The organism is Alteraquisediminimonas sediminicola, assembly GCF_019740335.1.
In the GTDB taxonomy this organism is placed as follows: Bacteria; Pseudomonadota; Alphaproteobacteria; order Sphingomonadales; family Sphingomonadaceae; genus Alteraquisediminimonas; species Alteraquisediminimonas sediminicola.
In genome coordinates this window covers 334,075-352,925 of record NZ_JAHXZS010000001.1, presented here as the reverse complement: position 1 = coordinate 352,925, position 18,851 = coordinate 334,075, and the positions used below count along the sequence as shown (strand labels likewise).

At 59.5% G+C, this 18,851-nt stretch carries 20 protein-coding genes; 8 read left to right on the top strand and 12 right to left on the bottom strand.

Annotated elements, in window-relative coordinates:
* The 3 genes from thrC to K6117_RS01830 are packed head-to-tail and all read left to right on the top strand — an operon-like array spanning position 1 to position 3,496.
* The gene (gene thrC, locus K6117_RS01840; RefSeq protein ID WP_221792061.1) at positions 1-1,401 is read left to right on the top strand and encodes a threonine synthase; all 1,401 of its coding nucleotides are present in this window, start codon (positions 1-3) and stop codon (positions 1,399-1,401) included.
* Entirely contained in the window at positions 1,398-2,615 is a 1,218-nt protein-coding gene (locus tag K6117_RS01835; RefSeq protein ID WP_221792060.1) for a M16 family metallopeptidase, read from the top strand. The genes thrC and K6117_RS01835 overlap by 4 nt, the downstream gene beginning before the upstream one ends.
* 23 nt (positions 2,616-2,638) lie before the next feature.
* Positions 2,639-3,496: a class I SAM-dependent methyltransferase gene (locus tag K6117_RS01830; protein ID WP_221792818.1), complete on the top strand. Its 858-nt coding sequence runs from the start codon at positions 2,639-2,641 to the stop codon at positions 3,494-3,496.
* A gap of 4 nt (positions 3,497-3,500) precedes the next feature.
* On the opposite strand, the gene K6117_RS01825 is transcribed toward K6117_RS01830, so the two are convergent.
* The 8 genes from K6117_RS01825 to K6117_RS01790 form a co-directional block, all read right to left on the bottom strand.
* Positions 3,501-4,229 (bottom strand): 3'(2'),5'-bisphosphate nucleotidase CysQ, encoded by a 729-nt coding sequence (locus K6117_RS01825; RefSeq protein ID WP_221792817.1) that lies wholly within the window; start codon positions 4,227-4,229, stop codon positions 3,501-3,503.
* 2 nt (positions 4,230-4,231) lie between these two features.
* Positions 4,232-6,148, bottom strand: coding sequence for a sulfate adenylyltransferase subunit CysN (gene cysN, locus K6117_RS01820; RefSeq protein ID WP_221792059.1), 1,917 nt, complete (start codon positions 6,146-6,148; stop codon positions 4,232-4,234).
* Positions 6,148-7,053, bottom strand: a complete 906-nt coding sequence (cysD, locus tag K6117_RS01815) for a sulfate adenylyltransferase subunit CysD (protein WP_246604755.1) — start codon at positions 7,051-7,053, stop codon at positions 6,148-6,150. Before cysD ends, cysN begins: the two co-directional genes overlap by 1 nt.
* A 129-nt stretch (positions 7,054-7,182) precedes the next feature.
* Positions 7,183-8,043: a carboxylating nicotinate-nucleotide diphosphorylase gene (gene nadC, locus K6117_RS01810; RefSeq protein WP_221792057.1), complete on the bottom strand. Its 861-nt coding sequence runs from the start codon at positions 8,041-8,043 to the stop codon at positions 7,183-7,185.
* Positions 8,040-8,384, bottom strand: coding sequence for an arsenate reductase (glutaredoxin) (arsC, locus tag K6117_RS01805; protein ID WP_221792056.1), 345 nt, complete (start codon positions 8,382-8,384; stop codon positions 8,040-8,042). The genes nadC and arsC overlap by 4 nt, the downstream gene beginning before the upstream one ends.
* Positions 8,385-8,401: 17 nt before the next feature.
* Positions 8,402-9,391: a quinolinate synthase NadA gene (gene nadA / locus K6117_RS01800; RefSeq protein WP_221792816.1), complete on the bottom strand. Its 990-nt coding sequence runs from the start codon at positions 9,389-9,391 to the stop codon at positions 8,402-8,404.
* Positions 9,392-9,477: 86 nt separating this feature from the next.
* Positions 9,478-10,344 (bottom strand): MBL fold metallo-hydrolase, encoded by an 867-nt coding sequence (locus tag K6117_RS01795; RefSeq protein ID WP_221792055.1) that lies wholly within the window; start codon positions 10,342-10,344, stop codon positions 9,478-9,480.
* A gap of 302 nt (positions 10,345-10,646) precedes the next feature.
* Positions 10,647-11,054 carry a M67 family metallopeptidase gene (locus tag K6117_RS01790; RefSeq protein WP_221792054.1) on the bottom strand — a complete coding sequence of 136 codons (408 nt, stop codon included), beginning with the start codon at positions 11,052-11,054 and terminating at the stop codon, positions 10,647-10,649.
* A 17-nt stretch (positions 11,055-11,071) separates the two neighbouring features.
* On the opposite strand from K6117_RS01790, the gene K6117_RS01785 reads away from it, so the two are divergent.
* From K6117_RS01785 to K6117_RS01775, 3 genes are all read left to right on the top strand, one after another.
* Positions 11,072-12,031 carry an RluA family pseudouridine synthase gene (locus K6117_RS01785; RefSeq protein WP_221792053.1) on the top strand — a complete coding sequence of 320 codons (960 nt, stop codon included), beginning with the start codon at positions 11,072-11,074 and terminating at the stop codon, positions 12,029-12,031.
* Between the two features lie 63 nt (positions 12,032-12,094).
* Entirely contained in the window at positions 12,095-13,000 is a 906-nt protein-coding gene (gene rpoH, locus K6117_RS01780) for an RNA polymerase sigma factor RpoH (RefSeq protein WP_221792052.1), read from the top strand.
* A 124-nt stretch (positions 13,001-13,124) separates the two neighbouring features.
* A complete protein-coding gene (locus K6117_RS01775) occupies positions 13,125-13,298 on the top strand; it encodes a hypothetical protein (RefSeq protein ID WP_221792051.1) in 174 nt (57 codons plus the stop codon).
* 7 nt (positions 13,299-13,305) lie between these two features.
* On the opposite strand, the gene K6117_RS01770 is transcribed toward K6117_RS01775, so the two are convergent.
* Both K6117_RS01770 and hisI read right to left on the bottom strand, forming a co-directional pair.
* The gene (locus tag K6117_RS01770) at positions 13,306-14,598 is read right to left on the bottom strand and encodes an MFS transporter (protein WP_221792050.1); all 1,293 of its coding nucleotides are present in this window, start codon (positions 14,596-14,598) and stop codon (positions 13,306-13,308) included.
* Between the two features lie 91 nt (positions 14,599-14,689).
* Positions 14,690-15,052 (bottom strand): phosphoribosyl-AMP cyclohydrolase, encoded by a 363-nt coding sequence (hisI, locus tag K6117_RS01765; RefSeq protein WP_221792049.1) that lies wholly within the window; start codon positions 15,050-15,052, stop codon positions 14,690-14,692.
* A gap of 133 nt (positions 15,053-15,185) precedes the next feature.
* Between hisI and purF the strand changes: the two genes are divergently transcribed.
* Complete coding sequence (gene purF, locus K6117_RS01760) at positions 15,186-16,646, top strand: amidophosphoribosyltransferase (protein ID WP_221792815.1); 1,461 nt, start codon at positions 15,186-15,188, stop codon at positions 16,644-16,646.
* Complete coding sequence (locus tag K6117_RS01755; RefSeq protein WP_221792048.1) at positions 16,646-17,350, top strand: SDR family NAD(P)-dependent oxidoreductase; 705 nt, start codon at positions 16,646-16,648, stop codon at positions 17,348-17,350. The genes purF and K6117_RS01755 overlap by 1 nt, the downstream gene beginning before the upstream one ends.
* A gap of 37 nt (positions 17,351-17,387) precedes the next feature.
* On the opposite strand, the gene rnhA is transcribed toward K6117_RS01755, so the two are convergent.
* Together rnhA and thrB are read right to left on the bottom strand one after the other, a co-directional pair.
* Entirely contained in the window at positions 17,388-17,846 is a 459-nt protein-coding gene (rnhA, locus tag K6117_RS01750; protein ID WP_221792047.1) for a ribonuclease HI, read from the bottom strand.
* Positions 17,843-18,805 carry a homoserine kinase gene (gene thrB / locus K6117_RS01745; RefSeq protein ID WP_221792046.1) on the bottom strand — a complete coding sequence of 321 codons (963 nt, stop codon included), beginning with the start codon at positions 18,803-18,805 and terminating at the stop codon, positions 17,843-17,845. Before thrB ends, rnhA begins: the two co-directional genes overlap by 4 nt.
* Positions 18,806-18,851: the final 46 nt, after the last annotated feature.

Below are 18,851 nucleotides of genomic sequence, written 5' to 3'. Positions count from 1 at the left end.
ATGCGCTATATCTCCACTCGCGGGGCATCCCCCGTTCTCGACTTTGAAGCCGTCACCTTAGCGGGCCTTGCCGCCGATGGGGGGCTGTATGTGCCTGAACGCTGGCCGACCTTCACCCGCGACGAAATCGCGGCGATGTCTGGCCTTTCCTATGTGGAAACCGCCATTCGGGTGATGAAGCCTTTTGTCGGCGATGCGTTGGATGAAGCGAGTCTTCGCGATCTTTGCACTCAGGCTTATGGCAGATTTTCGCATGATGCGGTGACGCCGCTCAAGCAGATCGACGAAACGCAATGGCTGCTGGAGCTGTTCCACGGCCCGACGCTGGCGTTCAAGGATGTCGCGCTGCAATTGCTCGGCCTGTTGTTCGAACGTTTTCTGGCACCCCGCGATACGCATTTGACGGTGGTCGGCGCGACCTCTGGCGATACCGGTTCGGCGGCGATTGATGCGCTGGCGGGCCGTGCGAAGGTCGATATTTTCATGATCCACCCGGAAGGCCGGGTATCGGATGTGCAGCGTCGCCAGATGACGACGGTGCTGTCGCCCAATGTCCACAACATCGCGATCAAGGGCAGCTTTGACGACGCGCAGGCGATGGTCAAGGCGATGTTCGCGGATCAGTCGTTCGCCGGTCGTTTCCGCCTGTCGGCGGTGAACTCGATCAACTGGGCGCGGTTGATGGCGCAGATCGTCTATTATTTTTACAGCGGCGTGCGTCTGGGCGCACCGCATCGTGAAATCGCCTATTCGGTCCCGACTGGTAATTTCGGCGATGTGTTTGCGGGCTATGTCGCGGCGAAAATGGGGCTGCCGGTGGCAAAGCTGATCGTCGCCACCAATGTGAACGATATTCTCCACCGCGCTTTGTCGGTCGGCGATTATTCCTGCGGTAGCGTGTCGCCCACGGCGGCGCCGAGCATGGACATTCAGGTATCGAGCAATTTCGAACGGCTGTTGTTCGACCTGCATGGTCGCGATGGCGCGGCGCTGGCGGCGACGATGAAGGAGTTCGAAGCGACAAAGGCGATGCAGATCCCCGCGGCGATGCGCGAAGAGGCGGCAGGGCTGTTTTCCAGCGCCCGCATCGATGCGGATGGCATGGCGCTCGCGATGCGTCGCGCTTATTCGCGCTCGGGCGAGATTATCGACCCGCACACGGCGATCGGCTTGCAGGCGGCATGGGAGGCGGATCTTGATCCGTCGGTGCCGATCGTGACGCTGGCGACCGCCCATCCGGCCAAGTTCCGCGATGCGGTGGAACGCGCCACTGGCCAGCGGCCACCTTTGCCCGCGCGGATTTCCGGTTTGTTCGAACGCGAAGAGCGTTATGTCGTGCTGCCGAACGATATTCAGGCGGTAGAAGACTGGATCGCCGAGCGGGCGACCCCCATCGGATGACAGTTGAACTGCACCGGCTTGCCAATGGCCTGACCATCGCCGTCGAACAAATGCCGGGGATGGAGACGGCTGCTGCCGGTCTGTATATCGACAGCGGTTCGCGCGGCGAAACAGAGGCCAAGACGGGCCTTGCCCATATGGTCGAACATATGGTGTTCAAAGGCGCAGGCAGCCGCGATGCCAAGGCGATTGCCGAGGATATCGAGGATGTCGGCGGCTCTCTCAATGCATGGACGGCGCGGGACCATACGGTCTTTCATGCGCGGATCATGCCGGGTGATCTGACCCTCGCCATCGACATGATTGCCGATCTGGTGCGCGCGCCTTGGTTCGATGCGGGCGAGCTGGAACGCGAAAAGCAGGTGGTGCTGGCCGAACTGGGCGAAAGCCGGGATACGCCAGACGATATCGTGTTCGATCATTTGCATGCGGCGGCCTTTGGCGGCGCGGCGCTGGGGCGTCCGGTGCTGGGCAATGAAGAAAGCATCAACGGCTTTGATGTGTCCGATTTGGGCGATTGGATCGCGACCCAATATCGCCCCTCCAATCTTGTGCTGGCGGCAGCGGGCAAGGTCGATGCGGACAAATTGCTGAAACTGGCGGAGGCGCGCTTTGGCGATCTGGTGCCGGGGGCGATGCCCGCGATTGTCGATGCGCCCTTTACCGGTGGACGCACGGCGGATCAGCGCGATCTTGATCAGGTGCATCTCGCCTTTGCCTATCAAGGCACAAGCTTCACGGCAGACGACCTGCATGCGTTGTCGCTATTTTCGGCGATTACGGGCGGCGGCATGGCGTCTCGCCTGTTCCAACAGGTGCGCGAGCAGCGCGGCCTTGCTTATAGTATTTATAGTTGGTTGCAGCCGTTCCGCGATACTGGCCTGTTCGGCGTCTATTGCGCGGCCAATGACGATCAGGCGCATGAGGCCTATGAATTGTCGCGCCAAATATTGCATGAGGCGGCGGAAAATCTGACCGAGGCGGAACTCAATCGCGCCAAGGCGCAAGGCCGGGCCGGGTTGTTGATGGGGCTGGAAAGCGTGGCGGCCCGTTGCGACAATCTGGCGCGTCAAATCCAGATTCATGGCCGGATCGTGCTGCCGTCGGAATTGGTGGCGCAAAGCGAAGCCGTGACAGTGGCGCAATGCCGCGCCGCGGCGCAGGCGATGCTCTCCAGCCCACAGGCATTCGCGACCGTAGGAGCGATGGCGTGACCCTAGATACTTTACTCCCACCGATGCTCACGATGGTGACAGAGGGTTGGGATGATTATGGCCTGATCGATTCCGGCCATGGCCGTAAACTCGAACGTTATGGCAAGCGCCGCTTCATTCGCCCGGAACCCCAAGCGATGTGGGCGCCGGCGCTCGATAATTGGGATGCGGATGGCGAATTTCTGCCCGGCGCAGATGAGGATGGCGGGGGCCGTTGGGAAATCAACGGACGCCTGCCGGAAAACGGCTGGCCGCTGCATTGGCGCGATGTGACCTTTCAGGCGAGTTGCACGCCGTTTCGTCATTTGGGCTTCTTTCCCGATATGTCGCCGGTCTGGGATTGGATGCGCGGGCAGATTGCGCCTGAGCAAGAGGTGATGAACCTGTTCGGCTATACCGGGGTCGGCAGCCTTGCGCTGGCGGGTGCGGGGGCCAAGGTAACCCATGTCGATGCGTCGAAAAAGTCGGTCGAGGCAGGCAAGCGCAATGCGGTGCTTTCGGGCATGGAAGATAAACCGATCCGCTGGATGATCGACGATGCCGCCAAATTCACCGCGCGGGAAGGGCGGCGTGGCCGTCGTTACGATGGGATCATCCTCGATCCGCCGAAATATGGCCGTGGGCCGAATGGCGAAATTTGGCGACTGGAAGAAGGGCTGCCGGGCCTGTTGCAGGACTGTCGCGCGTTGTTGGACGAGAATAGCAAATTTCTCTTCCTCACCGTCTATGCGATCCGCATGTCGGCCTTGTCGATTGGCGAATTGATGCGCCAGATGATGCAGGATCTGGGCGGTACGGTCGAATGCGGCGAACTCGCCGTGCGTGAAGAATCGCGAGGCCTGTTGCTGCCCACCGCGATTTTTGCGCGGTGGAGCAAATAAGGGCCTACAGCCCCGCGACGAGTTCCAATATGGCTGCCGCATGTTCCGGCCTGCAAATGAGCAGGTCGGGCATATAGACATCGCGCTGATTATAGACGAGCGGCGACCCATCCATGCGCGAACACTGCAGGCCATGTGCCAGCGCCACCGCGACGGGGGCGCAACTGTCCCATTCATATTGGCCGCCGGAGTGGAGGTAGATATCGGCCTCACCCCGGATCACCGCCATCGCCTTGGCGCCTGCCGACCCCATCGGGATCAGCGTCGCGCCAAGCTTTTCGGCCACGGCCAGCGCCTCTGCGGCGGGACGGGTGCGGCTGACGACCATGCGCAGCGGTGTACCTGCGGGCGGGAGCCGCACCGGCTGATCGGAACGCAACACCATATCCGCATCCGGAAGCGCCACCGCGCCGATGGTCGGCACGCCATCGACGGCCAGCGCCACATGCACCGCCCAATCGCTGCGCGCCTCGCCATATTCGCGGGTGCCATCGACGGGGTCGATGATCCACACCCGCGATTTGCTCAGACGTTCGTCGGTGTCCTTGCTTTCCTCGGACAACAGCCCGTCATCGGGGCGTTGTTCGCCGATTGCATGGATAAGGAACTGGTTGGCGGTCTGATCGCCCGCCTTGCCCAAGGCCTTGGCCGATAGCAGACCCGACCCGCGCACCTCGCGCAGGATGCGTCCGGCGCTTTCGGCGAGCGTGGCCGCGAGTTCGCCATCGGTCATGGTCAAGCCAACAGCCTTTCGACAATCAGTTCCGCCGCGTCTTCCGGTGACAGCTTCGTCGTGTCGATCCGGATTTCCGGATTTTCCGGCGCTTCATACGGGCTGTCGATGCCGGTGAAGTTCTTCAACTCACCCGCGCGGGCCTTTTTGTACAGGCCCTTCACATCGCGCTTTTCGGCTTCGGCCAATGGCGTGTCGATATGGACCTCGATGAACTCGCCATCAGGCATCATATGGCGCACCATGTCGCGTTCGGCGCGGAATGGCGAGATGAACGCGCTGAGCACGATCAACCCGGCATCGGCCATCAGACGCGCAACTTCGCCGACGCGGCGGATGTTTTCGATCCGGTCGGTCTCGGTAAAGCCGAGATCCTTGTTCAGCCCATGGCGGACATTGTCGCCATCCAGCAGGAACGTATGCTTGCCGAGCGCATGGAGCTTTTTCTCCACCAGATTGGCGATGGTCGATTTGCCCGCGCCCGAAAGCCCGGTGAACCACAACACCGCTGGGGTCTGGTTCTTCATCACCGCATGGGCCTCGCGGCTCACGTCCAGCGCCTGCCAATGGACATTCTGGGCGCGGCGCAGCGAGAAATGCAGCATGCCTGCGGCCACCGTCGCATTGGTCATGCGGTCGATCAGGATGAATCCGCCCAATGTCCGGCTCTGGTCATAAGGCTCGAACACGATCGGCTTGTCGGTCGAGACCACTGCCACGCCGATGCCGTTCAGTTCCAGCGTACGTGCCGCCAGATGCTCCATCGTGTTGACGTTGACCTGATATTTCGGCGGCTGGATCGTCGCGGACACCATTTGGGTGCCGAGCTTCAACCAATAAGGCCGACCGGGGATCAGATGTTCGTCCGACATCCAGACGATGCTCGCCTCGAACTGATCGGCGACCTGTGGCGGGTGATCGGCAATCGCCAGCACATCGCCGCGTGAGCAGTCGATTTCATCGGCAAGGCAGATGGTGACCGACTGACCGGCCACGGCCTCGGCCAAATCGCCATCCAGCGTCACGATTCGGCTGACGGTCGAGGTCTTGCCCGAAGGCAGGACGCGAACTACGTCGCCCGGCTTGATCACGCCTGATGCGATCTGGCCGGAAAAGCCCCGGAAATCGAGGTTCGGACGATTGACCCATTGCACCGCCATGCGAAATGGCTTGGCCTGATCGGCGATATTGTCGACCTCGACCTCTTCGAGATGCTGGATCAGCGGCTTGCCCTGATACCAAGGGGTATTGGGCGACAAAGCGGTGATGTTGTCACCCTTGAAGCCGGAAATCGGCATGGCGGTGAACGCCTGAATCCCGATGCTATCGGCAAAGATGCGGTAATCGGCGACGATATCGTCGAAAACCTTCTGGCTGTAATCGACCAGATCCATCTTGTTGACGGCCAGCACGATATTGCGAATGCCGATGAGATGGGCAAGGAAGCTGTGGCGGCGCGTCTGGGTCAACACGCCTTTGCGCGCATCGATCAGGATGACCGCGAGATCGGCGGTCGAGGCGCCGGTCACCATATTGCGGGTATATTGTTCATGGCCGGGTGTATCGGCGACGATGAACTTGCGCTTTTCCGTGGTGAAGAAGCGATAGGCGACATCGATGGTGATGCCCTGTTCGCGCTCCGCCGCCAAGCCATCGACCAGCAGGGCGAAGTCGATTTCCTGCCCCTGCGTCCCGACGCGCTTGCTGTCGGCTTCCAGCGCCGCGAGCTGATCCTCGAAGATCATCTTGGAATCATAGAGCAACCGGCCGATCAGCGTCGATTTGCCGTCATCCACCGACCCGCAGGTGATGAAGCGCAGCAACGATTTGTGCTGATGCGATTCCAGATAAGCGTCGATATCCTCGGCGATCAGCGCGTCCGTCTGGTAGATCGGGGCGGTATCCAATGTGGTCGCCATCAGAAATAGCCCTCCTGCTTCTTCTTCTCCATCGACGCATCGCCGCCATCCTTGTCGATGATGCGGCCTTGGCGTTCCGATGTGGTGGTCAGCAGCATTTCCTGAATGACCTCGGGCAATGTCTTCGCCTCAGACTCCACCGCGCCTGTCAGCGGGTAGCAGCCAAGGGTGCGGAAACGGATCGAGCGTTCGACCGGCACTTCGCCGTCGCGCAACGGGAAGCGGTCGTCATCGACCATCAGCAACATGCCGTCGCGTTCCACCGTCGGGCGCTTTTCCGCGAAATAGAGCGGGACAATCGGAATGTCGTTCAGATGGATATACTGCCAGATGTCGAGTTCGGTCCAATTGGAAATCGGGAAGCAGCGGATGCTCTCGGCCTTGGACTTTTTGGCATTGTAGAGGTTCCACAATTCCGGGCGCTGGTTCTTCGGGTCCCAACGATGATTGGCCGAGCGGAAGGAAAAGACGCGCTCCTTGGCGCGGCTCTTTTCCTCATCGCGCCGCGCGCCGCCAAAGGCGACGTCAAAGCCATAATGATCGAGCGCCTGTTTCAGGCCTTCCGTCTTCCACATATCGGTGTGCAACGGGCCGTGATCGAACGGGTTGATGCCTTTTTCGACAGCTTCCGGGTTTTGATAGACGAGCAATTCCATCCCGCTTTCGGTCGCCATGCGATCACGCAGGGCATACATATCGCGGAATTTCCACGTCGTATCGACATGCAGCAATGGAAAGGGCGGCGGCGAGGGGTAAAACGCCTTGCGCGCCAGATGCAGCATGACCGCCGAATCCTTGCCGACCGAATACAGCATCACCGGATGTTCGGCCTCGGCCACCACCTCGCGCATGATGTGGATGCTCTCGGCTTCCAGTCGCTCCAAATGTGTCAATGTTCGTGTCATGCTGTCTTCTTTGCTCATGCAGGCATAGGCCTGTAATTTGTGCGCCATAGACCGGAAGAGGGGCCTTGAGCGCAACAAAGATATTCTAAACCCGACCACTGTTTTCCATTTGGGGCAATGGCGAGCTGGTTAATCGAGCGGCGTGAAATCCAGACCGACATCCGCCGCCGGGGCCGATTGGGTCAGCCGCCCGACCGAGATATAGGTCACGCCGGTTTCCGCCTTGGCGCGGATGGTGTCGAGGGTGACGCCGCCCGATGCTTCGGTCGGCACCCGGCCTGCGACCAAGGCCACCGCCGAGCGCAGCATATCCGGGTCCATATTATCGAGCAGGAGATGGGTTGCACCTGCGGCCAGACCCGGTTCGATCTGGTCGAGATGGTCCACTTCGAGAATAACCTCGGCAATGCCCGCCGATTTGGCACGGCGCACGGCCTCGGCCACGCCGCCCGCGACCGCGACATGATTGTCCTTGATCATCGCCGCATCCCACAGGCCCATGCGGTGGTTGGTGCCGCCGCCGGTGCGGGTCGCGTATTTTTCCAGCACGCGCAGGCCGGGAATGGTCTTGCGCGTATCGAGCAAAATGCAGCCAGTACCCTTGATTGCGTCGACATAGGCGCGGGTCATGGTCGCGATGCCGGATAAATGCTGCACCGTGTTGAGCGCAGAGCGTTCCGCGGTCAGCAGCGCGCGGGCCTTGCCCTTTAACCGCATCAGATCGGTGCCGGGGGTCACAAAGTCGCCATCCTGCACCAAAAGTTCAAGCTCGATGTCCGGATCGAGGAAGCGGAAAAACGCCTCGGCAATCGGCAGGCCTGCGACGACGATCGCATCGCGCGAATCCATCGTCCCGGAAAATCGCGCATCGGCGGGGATGACGGATTCCGACGTTACATCGCGGCCCGTGGGGCCAAGATCTTCGGCCAAGGTGTCGCGGACAAAGGTTTCGATGTCGAAACCAGCGAGCTTGAAAGGGGTGTTGCTCACAGGATTTCCAGCACTTTTTCCTGCGGACGGCACAGGCGCGCGCCCTTGTCGGTTTCCACCAATGGCCGTTCGATCAAAATCGGATCGGCGATCATCGCATCGAGAATCTGATCCTCGGACGCATTCGCCGCGAGCAACGCCTTGGCTGCGTCTTCTTTGGACCTTAAGGCCTCGCGCGCGGTGATGCCTGCGCGGGCATATAGCGCCTGTAATTGGGCCTTGGACGGCGGATTTTTGAGATATTCGATCACGGTCACCTCTACACCCGGCGTTTCTTCAAGAATCGCCAGCGTCTTGCGCGAGGTGCCGCATTTCGGATTATGCCAGATGGTGGCTTTCATGGCTTGGTCGCTATCCCTTATTTCTTCGCGCCGAGATCGCCCTGACCAACGCTGGCGCTGGCCAATTCGAGCATCCGGTCGAGGCTCTTTTTCGCCTGAAGGCGCAGGCCTTCCTCGATTTCGACGCGCGGTTTCAGGTCGCGCAGGCAGAGATAGAGCTTTTCCAGCGTATTGAGCGCCATGAACGGGCAGATGTTGCAATTGCAATTGCCGTCCGCACCGGGCGCGCCGATGAAGGTCTTGTCCGGCATCGCCTTTTCCATCTGGTGGATGATGTGCGGCTCGGTCGCGACGATCAGCGTGTCGCCGGGCATGTTCTTGGCATATTCGAGAATGCCGCTGGTCGATCCGACATAATCGGCATGGGCGACGATATGGGCGGGGCATTCCGGATGAGCCGCAATCGGCGCGTCCGGGTGCTGAGCCTTTAATTTGACCAGTTCGGTTTCGCTGAATGCTTCATGCACGATGCAGACGCCCGGCCACAACAACATGTCGCGCCCGGTCTTGCGGGCGAGGTAGCCGCCCAGATGCTTGTCCGGGCCGAAGATGATCTTCTGATCCGCCGGGATCTGGCTCAGGATCTTTTCGGCGGAGGAGGAGGTGACGATGATGTCGGACAGCGCCTTCACCTCGGTCGAGCAATTGATATAGGTGAGGGCGATATGGTCCGGATGGGCCTCGCGAAACGCCTTGAACTGATCGGGCGGGCAGCTGTCTTCCAATGAACAACCGGCATCCATATCCGGCAACACGACGATCTTTTCCGGGGACAGGATTTTCGCGGTTTCCGCCATGAAGCGCACGCCGCAAAACACGATCACTTCCGCATCGGTTGCCTGCGCCTTGCGCGACAGTTCAAGCGAGTCACCGACATAATCGGCGAGGTCCTGAATTTCCGGCGACTGATAATAATGGGCGAGGATGATCGCATTGCGTTCCTGTTTCAGCCGCTTGATCTCGGTCAGCAATTCGGTGTTCGAGGTGATCGGGGTCGAGATGGTCATTTTAGTCATTTTCCAAATATGGCATCGATTCTTGGCGTCTCTCATAATGGCAGGATGCGCCCACCGCTATGGCGAGTTGTCGAAGCTTAAGCCTGTAGCGCCCAATGGTCGCCCTGTTGCCGCACCCGGCCTTGGCGCGACAGATCAAGGAGATGGGCCAGTACGGAACGCCCCGCCGCGCCATGCAGGCGGACGTCGACGCCCTTATACATCTTTGCCACCATGTCCGGTATATAGGTAACTCCACGTTCCAGTTCGCGTATGATCTGGCCTTCGCGTTGCTTGCGATGGCCGAGCAGGCCACGGGCAAGCCGCTGCGGACGATCGACGGCGGGGCCGTGCGCCGGATAATAGACCACATCCTTGCGTTCCATCAGCAAGGCAAGGCTGTTCATATAATCGGTCATGTCGCCATCTGGCGGGGATACGACCGAGGTCGACCAGCCCATGACATGATCGCCGGTGAACAGGGCCTGTTCTTCGACCAGATCGAAGCACAGATGGTTGGAAGTATGTCCGGGCGTAGCGAGCGCCTTTAATGTCCAGCCTTCGCCCGTAACGCTCTCGCCATCGCCAAGTATCTGATCCGGCGCATAGCTCGTATCGAATGCCGCATCGGCGCGCGGGCCGTCATCCTCAATCGACAGCGGGGCGCAGCCGATGATCGGCACGCGCAATGTGCTGGCGAGCGGGGCGGCGGCGGGGCTGTGATCGCGATGGGTATGGGTGCACATGATCGCCTTGACCGGGCGGCCGGCAATCGCGGCAATCAGGGCGTTGAGGTGATCTTCCTCATCGGGGCCGGGGTCGATGACCGCCAGATCTTCTGTGCCGACAAGATAGGTCTGGGTTCCGGTGTAGCTGAATGCCGATGGATTGGGCGCCAACACACGGCCCACCAAGGGGCTGATCCGTTCGATAATGCCATAGGGCGCTTGCTCAGACTGGTTCATGCCGGATGATGTGGCATCACGCACCCTGAATGTGAAGGGGGGCAATGCGGGCAATAATCGCGGGACTGTCGGAATTTTTGACAATTGGGGGTGTCGGTTAATCTCCATATACCATCAATGCCCGCCGATTTGCGTGATTTATGCAAAATGGCACGGGCGATGCATAGTTATTAGCGTTCCTAAGTGTTCCGCTTCAATTGAGGCGGGTTGGCGCAAACATCCCTATGGTCCCCAACCATGTATGTGCCGACCCGCCCCCCAAACCGCTCTATCCCAAGGGCAAAACCTAAAGGCCGGGCTGCTTATCCGGCCACTAATACGCACCGGGTAAATCGATCGTGGATCGGTCCCTGTGCCACCGTCTGAAACAGACCATAAAGTTTGTCAGGCGTCATGATTAGCCAATAGGCCCCCATCTCGTCTGCGCGCTCTGCGTCGCAACGAGATGGTTCGGGCGCACCCGATGGGTGGGAATGATAATATCCGATGATCTGATGCCCGCCGCTGCGTGCCGCGCGATGGCATTTGAACAGTACCGCTGGATCGATCTCGAAAGTTGTCGCGGGATCGACGGCAATATTTGTCGCAGGGGCGGCGCTTTCGATTACATCCGGGCTGCCCAGCAACACCCCGCATATCTCCTGATCGGGGGATAAAGCGGCGGCTTCGAGCAATTCCATCAACAGCGTGCTTGCAATCTGAACCTGCATGCGGCCATGGCTAGGCAATGGAACATCAAGGTGCAAGTGTAGAACATGTCGATATTCATGCAGATTGGGCCGGGTGGCGGCTCGATCGCGCATTGGCGGCGGCGTTGCCTGCTTATTCGCGGGAACGGTTGAAGACGCTGATCTCGTCCGGACAGGTCGAGGAACAAGGCAAGGGCGCGGCCCGCGATCCCGGCCGCAAGGTCAAATTGGGCGATCATTTCGCCGTCCATTTCCCGGCTGCCGTGGCGATGGATCTGGTCGGGCAGGATATCCCGCTCGACGTGGTATATGAGGACGACCATCTGATCGTGATCGACAAGCAGGCGGGGTTGGTGGTCCATCCGGCGGCGGGCAATTATGACGGGACACTCGTCAATGCGCTGTTGCACCATTGCGCCGGGTCTTTATCCGGCATTGGCGGCGTGGCGCGGCCCGGCATCGTGCATCGGATCGACAAGGATACAACCGGACTGATGGTCGCCGCCAAGACCGACAAGGCGCATGAAGGGCTGGCCGCGCAATTTGCCAAGCACAGCATCGAGCGGCGCTATCAGGCCATCGTCGCCGGTATGCCCATGCCCTTATCTGGCCGCATCGATAACTGGATCGGTCGTTCCAGCCAAAATCGCCAGAAAATGGCGGTGCAGGAGGAAGGGCGGGGCCGACATGCCGTCACCCATTATAAGGTCGTGACGCCGCTCAAAAATGCCGCATTGGTTGAATGTCAGCTTGAAACCGGGCGGACGCATCAGGTGCGCGTGCACATGACGAGCATCGGCCATCCGTTGCTGGGCGATCCGGTCTATGGCCGCACGCGGTCGGATCATAAGTCGATTCTGACCGATTTGGGCTTTGCCCGACAGGCGCTGCATGCGGCGGTGTTGGGCTTTATTCATCCGGTGACAAGGGAAACTTTGCGGTTCGAAAGCAAAATGCATCAAGATATGCAGGAATTATTCAGCAAACTGGTGTTATAAGACTGTCTTGAAATGAACGACGGCATATCCATATCGTCTGTCGGTCAGGGAGAAACACGAACAATGGCAAGCGGCAAAAAGATGCCCGCGACAATTCCGGCTCTGGCGACGGATCAGGGGCTTAACCGGTATCTTTCGGAGATTCGGAAGTTCCCGATTCTTGCGCCGGAAGAGGAATATATGCTGGCGAAACGCTTCAACGAGCACGGTGATCCCGATGCGGCGGCGAAGCTCGTGACCTCGCATCTGCGGCTCGTGGCCAAGATTGCGATGGGCTATCGCGGCTATGGCCTGCCGACGTCGGAACTGATTTCCGAGGGCAATATCGGCCTGATGCAGGGCGTGAAGAAATTCGAACCGGATCGCGGTTTCCGCCTCGCGACCTATGCGATGTGGTGGATCAAGGCGTCGATTCAGGAATATATCCTGCGGTCGTGGAGCCTGGTGAAAATGGGCACCACGGCGGCGCAGAAGAAATTGTTCTTCAACCTGCGGCGGATGAAGTCGAAGATCGAGGCGTTGGAAGAGGGCGATCTCAAGCCTGAAGACCTCAAGCGCATCGCGACCGACCTTGGTGTGTCGGAAGAAGAAGTCACCAATATGAACCGGCGCATGTCGATGGGTGGGGATGCCTCGCTCAACGTCATGATCGGCGAAGATGGCGACAGCCAATGGCAGGATAGCCTTGCCGATACCGGCCCGCTGCAAGATGAGCAGATCGCCGATATCGAAGAGCGGACCATGCGTCATGCGATGCTGGTGTCGGCAATGGGCGTGTTGAATGACCGGGAAAAGCATATTCTGGCCGAACGGCGTCTGACCGACGATCCCAAGACGCTGGAAGAATTGTCCGAACAATATGGCATCTCGCGCGAACGCGTCCGCCAGATCGAAGTGCGCGCATTCGAGAAATTGCAAAAGGCGATGATCGAATCGGCGACTGAAAAGATGCTGCTGCCTGCGGATTGATTATTTGACGTAATGACGGATTGGCCTCATGCCAGCCCTCAAATGAGGGCAGGTGTGGGGCCATTTTTGGGTTAACCAGTTTTCAGTCTGGCGCATCTGGTAAATGATCGGTTAACCAGTGTGCATGAAACGCGCGTTGGTCCTTGATAGCGAGCATGACGGCATGTACCGCGCTGCGCCAATTGTCGATGCGACCGGAGAGATGGGTCGTTTCAGCCCCGATAGATCATCGGATATTCGGCTGTTTCTTCTCGCCTTCGGTGCGGGATTTCTGTTCTTTTCAGCCCTGATCGCCTGATGATGCTTTAGTCACAGGCGCGGTGCAGGCGCTGTGCCAGATAGGCGGCGATGAGGCTGGCCGCTGAGACCATCAGCAACGTGCCGCCAATCGAGACCCCGATCTTCATCAAGACGGCGAGCAGTAAGGCGGAAAGCACCATTGCGCCGCTGTTGACGATATTGTTTGCAGCCACCGTCCGCGCCGTTTCCGATTTGGGGACGGTCGTGGTGAGGAACGCATAAAGCGGCACGACGAACATGCCACCCGCCACCGCGACGCCGAACAGGTCGAGCAGCACACGGTCGGCATGGCCGAGGCGGATGAATTCGCCGACCGTCAACAATGCGCCATTGCTTATCGGCCAATGGCTGACGGACCAATAAAGGTCCAGCACGAACAGGCCCATGACAATCGCGGAAATCGGAGAATAACGCGCCGAAACATGGCCGCTCAACAGCCGGTTTACGGCCACCGAGCCAATGGCAACGCCTATCGAGAAGATGCTGAGAAACATGGTGGCGACATTTTCATCGCCGTGAAATTCATTCTTCACTAGCGGCGGGAATTGCGCTGCAAGGATCGCACCCATCGCCCAGAAAAAGCTGATTGCCCAGATCGCAAGGAACAGCCGTGGGATATGCATGGTCGCAGACACAAGGCGGATCGATTGGCGGATCGGATGATGATCGACCGGCAGATTCGGCACTTCCGGATGGGCGGGCGGCACCATGCCGCCAATCCAGCGCCCGACGACTGCCACCGCGATCACCGCCGCGCCGACCGACCAATGGGGGAGGTCGCCGCTATTGACGGCGCCCTGCATCAGTCCACCGAAAATCGTGCCGCCGAGAATCGCGATATAGGTCCCGGCCTCCACCAGCCCGGTGCCGCCCAGCACTTCATCGCTTTCCAGATGTTGCGGCAAAATCGCATATTTGATCGGGCCAAAGAAGGTCGAATGCACGCCCATCGCGAATAAGGCGAGCAGCAGCAACGGCAGATTGCCGAACAATAACCCCACTGCGCCACCGATCATGATGATAATTTCCGCCGTCTTGATGATGCGGATCAGTCGCGCCTTATCGCGGAAATCCGCCAATTGTCCGGCAGAAGCGGACAGCACCAGATAAGGCAGGATGAAGATTGCCCCGGCAAGTGCGCTGAATGCCATTTCCGTCGCCGGATCGGAGTAAATCCGATAGACGACAAGCATGACCATCGCCGATTTGAACAGATTGTCGTTGAATGCGCCCAGTAACTGCGTGGCAAACAACGGCAGAAAACGGCGGCGAGTCAGGAGCCGGAGCGAACTATGCATAATATGAAAATAAGCTCCGCAATTACTGGTTGGTCGCTCTTATAGTGCAGGGTCGGTGGAGAAAAGGGCCAATCACGCTTCCCTGATAAGATCAGATGCGCTGCAACCCCTGACCGACCACACGACGATAAAAGCAGCTTGTGGCACCTGTATGACAGGCCGGGCCGTGCGGCTCGACGATCAACCAGACCGCGTCCTGATCGCAATCGATCCGAATGTCGGCAACGCGCAATATATGGCCGCTGGTTTCGCCTTTTTTCCATAAGGATGCCCGGCTGCGCGACCAGAACCATGCCTCGCCAGAGGAGATGGTAAGGTCCAACGCCTCGCGATTCATATGCGCGAGCATCAACACCTCGCCGGTGTTCTTATCGGTCGCAACGGCGGTAATCAGGCCGTCAGCGTTGAATTTCGGATCGAGTTCCAGTCCGGTTTCCCGGTTATTGTCAGCCATTAAATCATTCCGGTTCGAGAGGCGTAAATCAGGGGAGGACAAATCAGTCTTACCGCTCTATAGGGCTTGCAACTTCGGCGTGCAGCCCCAAATTGCGGCTGTAGCTGCAACTGCGATCAGGCGGGACCATTTGATGTTCACCACTCATCCTTTCGACGATGACAAGCTGCGCGAAGAGTGCGGCGTTTTCGGCGTGTGGGGCTCTGCGCCCGGCGCGGCGGCGATGGTCGCCCTCGGCCTTCATGCGCTTCAACACCGTGGGCAGGAAGCTGCCGGCATCACCAGCTGGGATGGCAAGGAATTCCACAGCCATCGCGCCATGGGCCATGTCGCGGGCAATTTCGACCGTCCGGAAGTGATCGACCGTTTGCCGGGTATGGTTGCGGCGGGCCATGTCCGTTATTCGACCTCGGGCGAAACCGCGCTGCGCAATGTGCAGCCGTTGTATGCCGATTTGTCGTCGGGCGGCTTTGCGATTGCGCATAATGGTAATATTTCGAACGCCATCGCGCTGAAAAGCGAATTGGTGAAGCGCGGGTCGATCTTCCAATCGACCTCCGATACCGAAGTCATCATCCACCTTGTCGCGACCTCCAATTATCGTACGCTGCTTGATCGCTTCGTCGATGCGTTGAAGCGGGTGGAAGGAGCCTATTCACTGATCTGCATGACGCCGGAAGGGATGATCGCCTGTCGTGATCCGCTTGGCATCCGGCCCTTGGTGATGGGTAAATTGGGCGACAGCTATATCTTCGCATCGGAAACTGTCGCGCTGGACGTGGTGGGCGCAAGCTTTATCCGTCAGATCGATCCGGGCGAAATGGTGATCGTGTCCGAAGCGGGCCTGCGTTCGATTCGCCCCTTTGGCGATTTGTCACCGCGCCCGTGCATATTCGAACAGGTCTATTTCTCGCGCCCTGATTCGCTGGTCGACGGTTCCTCGGTCTATTCGGTCCGCAAGAGCATCGGCGCGCAGCTCGCGATTGAAAATCCGGTCGAGGCCGATCTCGTGGTGCCGGTGCCGGATAGCGGCACCCCTGCGGCGATTGGCTATGCCCAGCAATCGGGCATCCCGTTCGAACTCGGCATCATCCGTTCGCATTATGTGGGCCGGACCTTCATCCAGCCGGGCGATCAGGTGCGCCATTTGGGCGTCAAGCTGAAGCATAATGCCAATAAGGCGCTGATCGACGGCAAGCGGATCGTCTTGATTGATGATTCGATTGTGCGCGGTACGACCAGCCTCAAGATCGTGGCGATGCTGCGCGAGGCCGGTGCGCGCGAAATCCATATGCGGATCGCCAGCCCGCCGACCAAGCATAGCTGCTATTATGGCGTCGATACGCCAGAACGCGCGAAATTGCTGGCCGCGCAGATGACGGTCGCTGAGATGGCCGACTATATCAAGGTCGATAGCCTGTCCTTCATCTCGGTCGATGGCCTCTATAAGGCCGCAGGCGTCGCCAGCCGCAACGCCGCGCGTCCGCAATTCTGCGATGCGTGCTTTACCGGCGAATATCCGACGACTTTGACCGATGCCGATGATGTCGGCCCGGCAGATCAATTGTCACTGATCGCGGACGCTGTTCACTGATGGCACTCGCACTAAAGGGCAGGACCGCGATCGTCACCGGCGCTTCACGCGGCATTGGCGCGGCCATCGCGCGTGAACTGGGTCGGGCCGGGGCGCATGTCATTCTGGTCGCGCGCAGCAGCGCCGATCTGGAGCAGGTCGAAACCGATATTCATGCGGCAGGTGGTACGGCGACGATTGCGCCGCTCGATCTGGCGGATGGTGATAGCATCGCCCGTCTGGCGGTGGCGGTGCAGCAGCGCTGGCCGGTGATCGATATGATCGTCCTCAATGCGGCGATGCTCGGCACCTTGACGCCGGTCACGGCGATTGACGGGGCGGAGTTCAACCGCGTGCTGACGCTCAATGTCCTCGCCAACCAGGCGTTGCTGCGGGCATTTGATCCGTTGCTGCGGGCATCCGAACAGGGGCGGGTGATTGCGATTACCTCTTCGGTCGGGCGCAAGCCACGGGCCTATTGGGCGGCTTATGGCGCGTCCAAGGCAGCACTGGAAACGTTGGTTTTGTGCTATGGCGAAGAGGTGAAGAACCTGTCGCCGGTGCGGGTCGCGGTGATCGATCCGGGCGCGACGGCCACCAAGATGCGCGAAAAGGCGTTTCCAGGTGAAGATCCTGCGACCTTGCGTTCGGCAGAGGCGTTGGCAGTAGCGCTGATGAACAATCTTGCGCATGACGCCATCTGGGGCAATGTCACCCGGATTTGAGACCTGAAAACGGGCGTGCCATGTGGACGCCCGTTATTCAATAACTGCGCTGAAGATGCGCGGCGGCAGAGGCAAGCCCGTCTGCGCGTTCATTCTCGACATGGCCATTATGGCCGCGCACCCACACCCATTCGACCTTGTGGCGGGCGACGGCGAGATCAAGTTCCTGCCATAATTCGCCATTTTTCACCGGCTTTTTATCGGCGGTTTTCCAGCCATTGCGTTTCCAGCCGTGAATCCATTTCGTCATGCCATCCAGCACATATTTGCTGTCGGTATGCACCACGACATCGCAAGGGCGGGTGAGGGCTTCCAATGCCTGAATAACCGCCATCATTTCCATGCGGTTGTTGGTTGTTGCCGGTTCGCCGCCCGACATTTCCTTTTCATGCGCACCAAAGCGGATGATCGCGCCCCAGCCGCCGGGGCCGGGATTGCCCTTGCAGGCCCCGTCGGTGAAGATTTCGACGCGTTCGCTCACAGGCCCATCGCTCACAGGCCAAGATCCGCCAGTGTCGCATCCGTGTAAAAATCGAGGCGGCGGAGAAAGGCGAGGGGGTCTTTGCGCGTGACCATTGCATCCGCCGGGGTGTTCAGCCAATCCCACGCCCGCGTCAGCGTAAAGCGCAGCGCCGCGCCGCGCGCGAGCGTCAGGAAATGGGCGCGCTCCTCCTGCGACAGGCCGAAGGTCGCATCATAGCCATCGAGCAAGGCCTGCGAACGCGCCGCATCAAAGCCGGTGCCGTCATTTTCAAAGCACCAAGCGGCATGGGTGACCGCCACATCCCACGCCCGGACTTCCGAACAAGCGAAATAGAAATCGATCAACCCGGTGACCTTGTCGCCCTGCATCAGGACATTGTCCGGGAACAGATCGGCATGAATGACCGAACGCGGCAAATCGCGCGGCCAATAACGGTCGATATAGGCGATTTCATCCTCAATGCGGGTGGCGAGGCCGGGCTGAATCTGATCAAGACTGGCGCCGCATTGGACCGCCAAAGATTTCCAGCCTTCCGGCCCGAGGCTGTTCGGACGTTCCAGATGGAAGCTGCCGACCGCATCATGCATCCGGCCCAGCGCCTCACCCGCCGCGCGTGATTGGGCGACATTTGGATGGGAGAGCGACACGCCGGACAGAAATTCAATCAAACAGGCCGGACGACCCTCGACCGTCTGGATTTGCACCCCGTTGCGGTCCGGAATGAAACGCGGCACTGGCAAGCCTGCGGCGGCGAGATGATCGAGCAGCGCCATGAAAAATGGCAAATCATCGGCATTCACCCGCTTTTCATAGAGCGTGAGGATGAAGCGCTGGCGATCGGTATCGACCAGATAATTGGTGTTTTCGACGCCTTCGGCAATGCCCTTGGCGGATTTCAACTGCCCGGCATTATCATATTGCGCCAGCAGGGCTGACATGGCTTCGGCGGAAACCTGCGTATAAACGGCCATATTCGCTCCTCAGAGTGATTTCGAGGGAAATGGAACATTTCCCGGC

Coding starts and splice junctions, on each gene's coding strand:
- thrC (WP_221792061.1), top strand. CDS start 1: ATGCGCTATATCTCCACTCGCGGGGCATCCCCCGTTCTCGACTTTGAA.
- K6117_RS01835 (WP_221792060.1), top strand. CDS start 1,398: ATGACAGTTGAACTGCACCGGCTTGCCAATGGCCTGACCATCGCCGTC.
- K6117_RS01830 (WP_221792818.1), top strand. CDS start 2,639: ATGCTCACGATGGTGACAGAGGGTTGGGATGATTATGGCCTGATCGAT.
- K6117_RS01825 (WP_221792817.1), bottom strand. CDS start 4,229: ATGACCGATGGCGAACTCGCGGCCACGCTCGCCGAAAGCGCCGGACGC.
- cysN (WP_221792059.1), bottom strand. CDS start 6,148: ATGGCGACCACATTGGATACCGCCCCGATCTACCAGACGGACGCGCTG.
- cysD (WP_246604755.1), bottom strand. CDS start 7,053: ATGACACGAACATTGACACATTTGGAGCGACTGGAAGCCGAGAGCATC.
- arsC (WP_221792056.1), bottom strand. CDS start 8,384: ATGAAAGCCACCATCTGGCATAATCCGAAATGCGGCACCTCGCGCAAG.
- nadA (WP_221792816.1), bottom strand. CDS start 9,391: ATGACCATCTCGACCCCGATCACCTCGAACACCGAATTGCTGACCGAG.
- K6117_RS01795 (WP_221792055.1), bottom strand. CDS start 10,344: ATGAACCAGTCTGAGCAAGCGCCCTATGGCATTATCGAACGGATCAGC.
- K6117_RS01790 (WP_221792054.1), bottom strand. CDS start 11,054: ATGCAGGTTCAGATTGCAAGCACGCTGTTGATGGAATTGCTCGAAGCC.
- K6117_RS01785 (WP_221792053.1), top strand. CDS start 11,072: ATGGAACATCAAGGTGCAAGTGTAGAACATGTCGATATTCATGCAGAT.
- rpoH (WP_221792052.1), top strand. CDS start 12,095: ATGGCAAGCGGCAAAAAGATGCCCGCGACAATTCCGGCTCTGGCGACG.
- K6117_RS01775 (WP_221792051.1), top strand. CDS start 13,125: ATGAAACGCGCGTTGGTCCTTGATAGCGAGCATGACGGCATGTACCGC.
- K6117_RS01770 (WP_221792050.1), bottom strand. CDS start 14,598: ATGCATAGTTCGCTCCGGCTCCTGACTCGCCGCCGTTTTCTGCCGTTG.
- hisI (WP_221792049.1), bottom strand. CDS start 15,052: ATGGCTGACAATAACCGGGAAACCGGACTGGAACTCGATCCGAAATTC.
- purF (WP_221792815.1), top strand. CDS start 15,186: ATGTTCACCACTCATCCTTTCGACGATGACAAGCTGCGCGAAGAGTGC.
- K6117_RS01755 (WP_221792048.1), top strand. CDS start 16,646: ATGGCACTCGCACTAAAGGGCAGGACCGCGATCGTCACCGGCGCTTCA.
- thrB (WP_221792046.1), bottom strand. CDS start 18,805: ATGGCCGTTTATACGCAGGTTTCCGCCGAAGCCATGTCAGCCCTGCTG.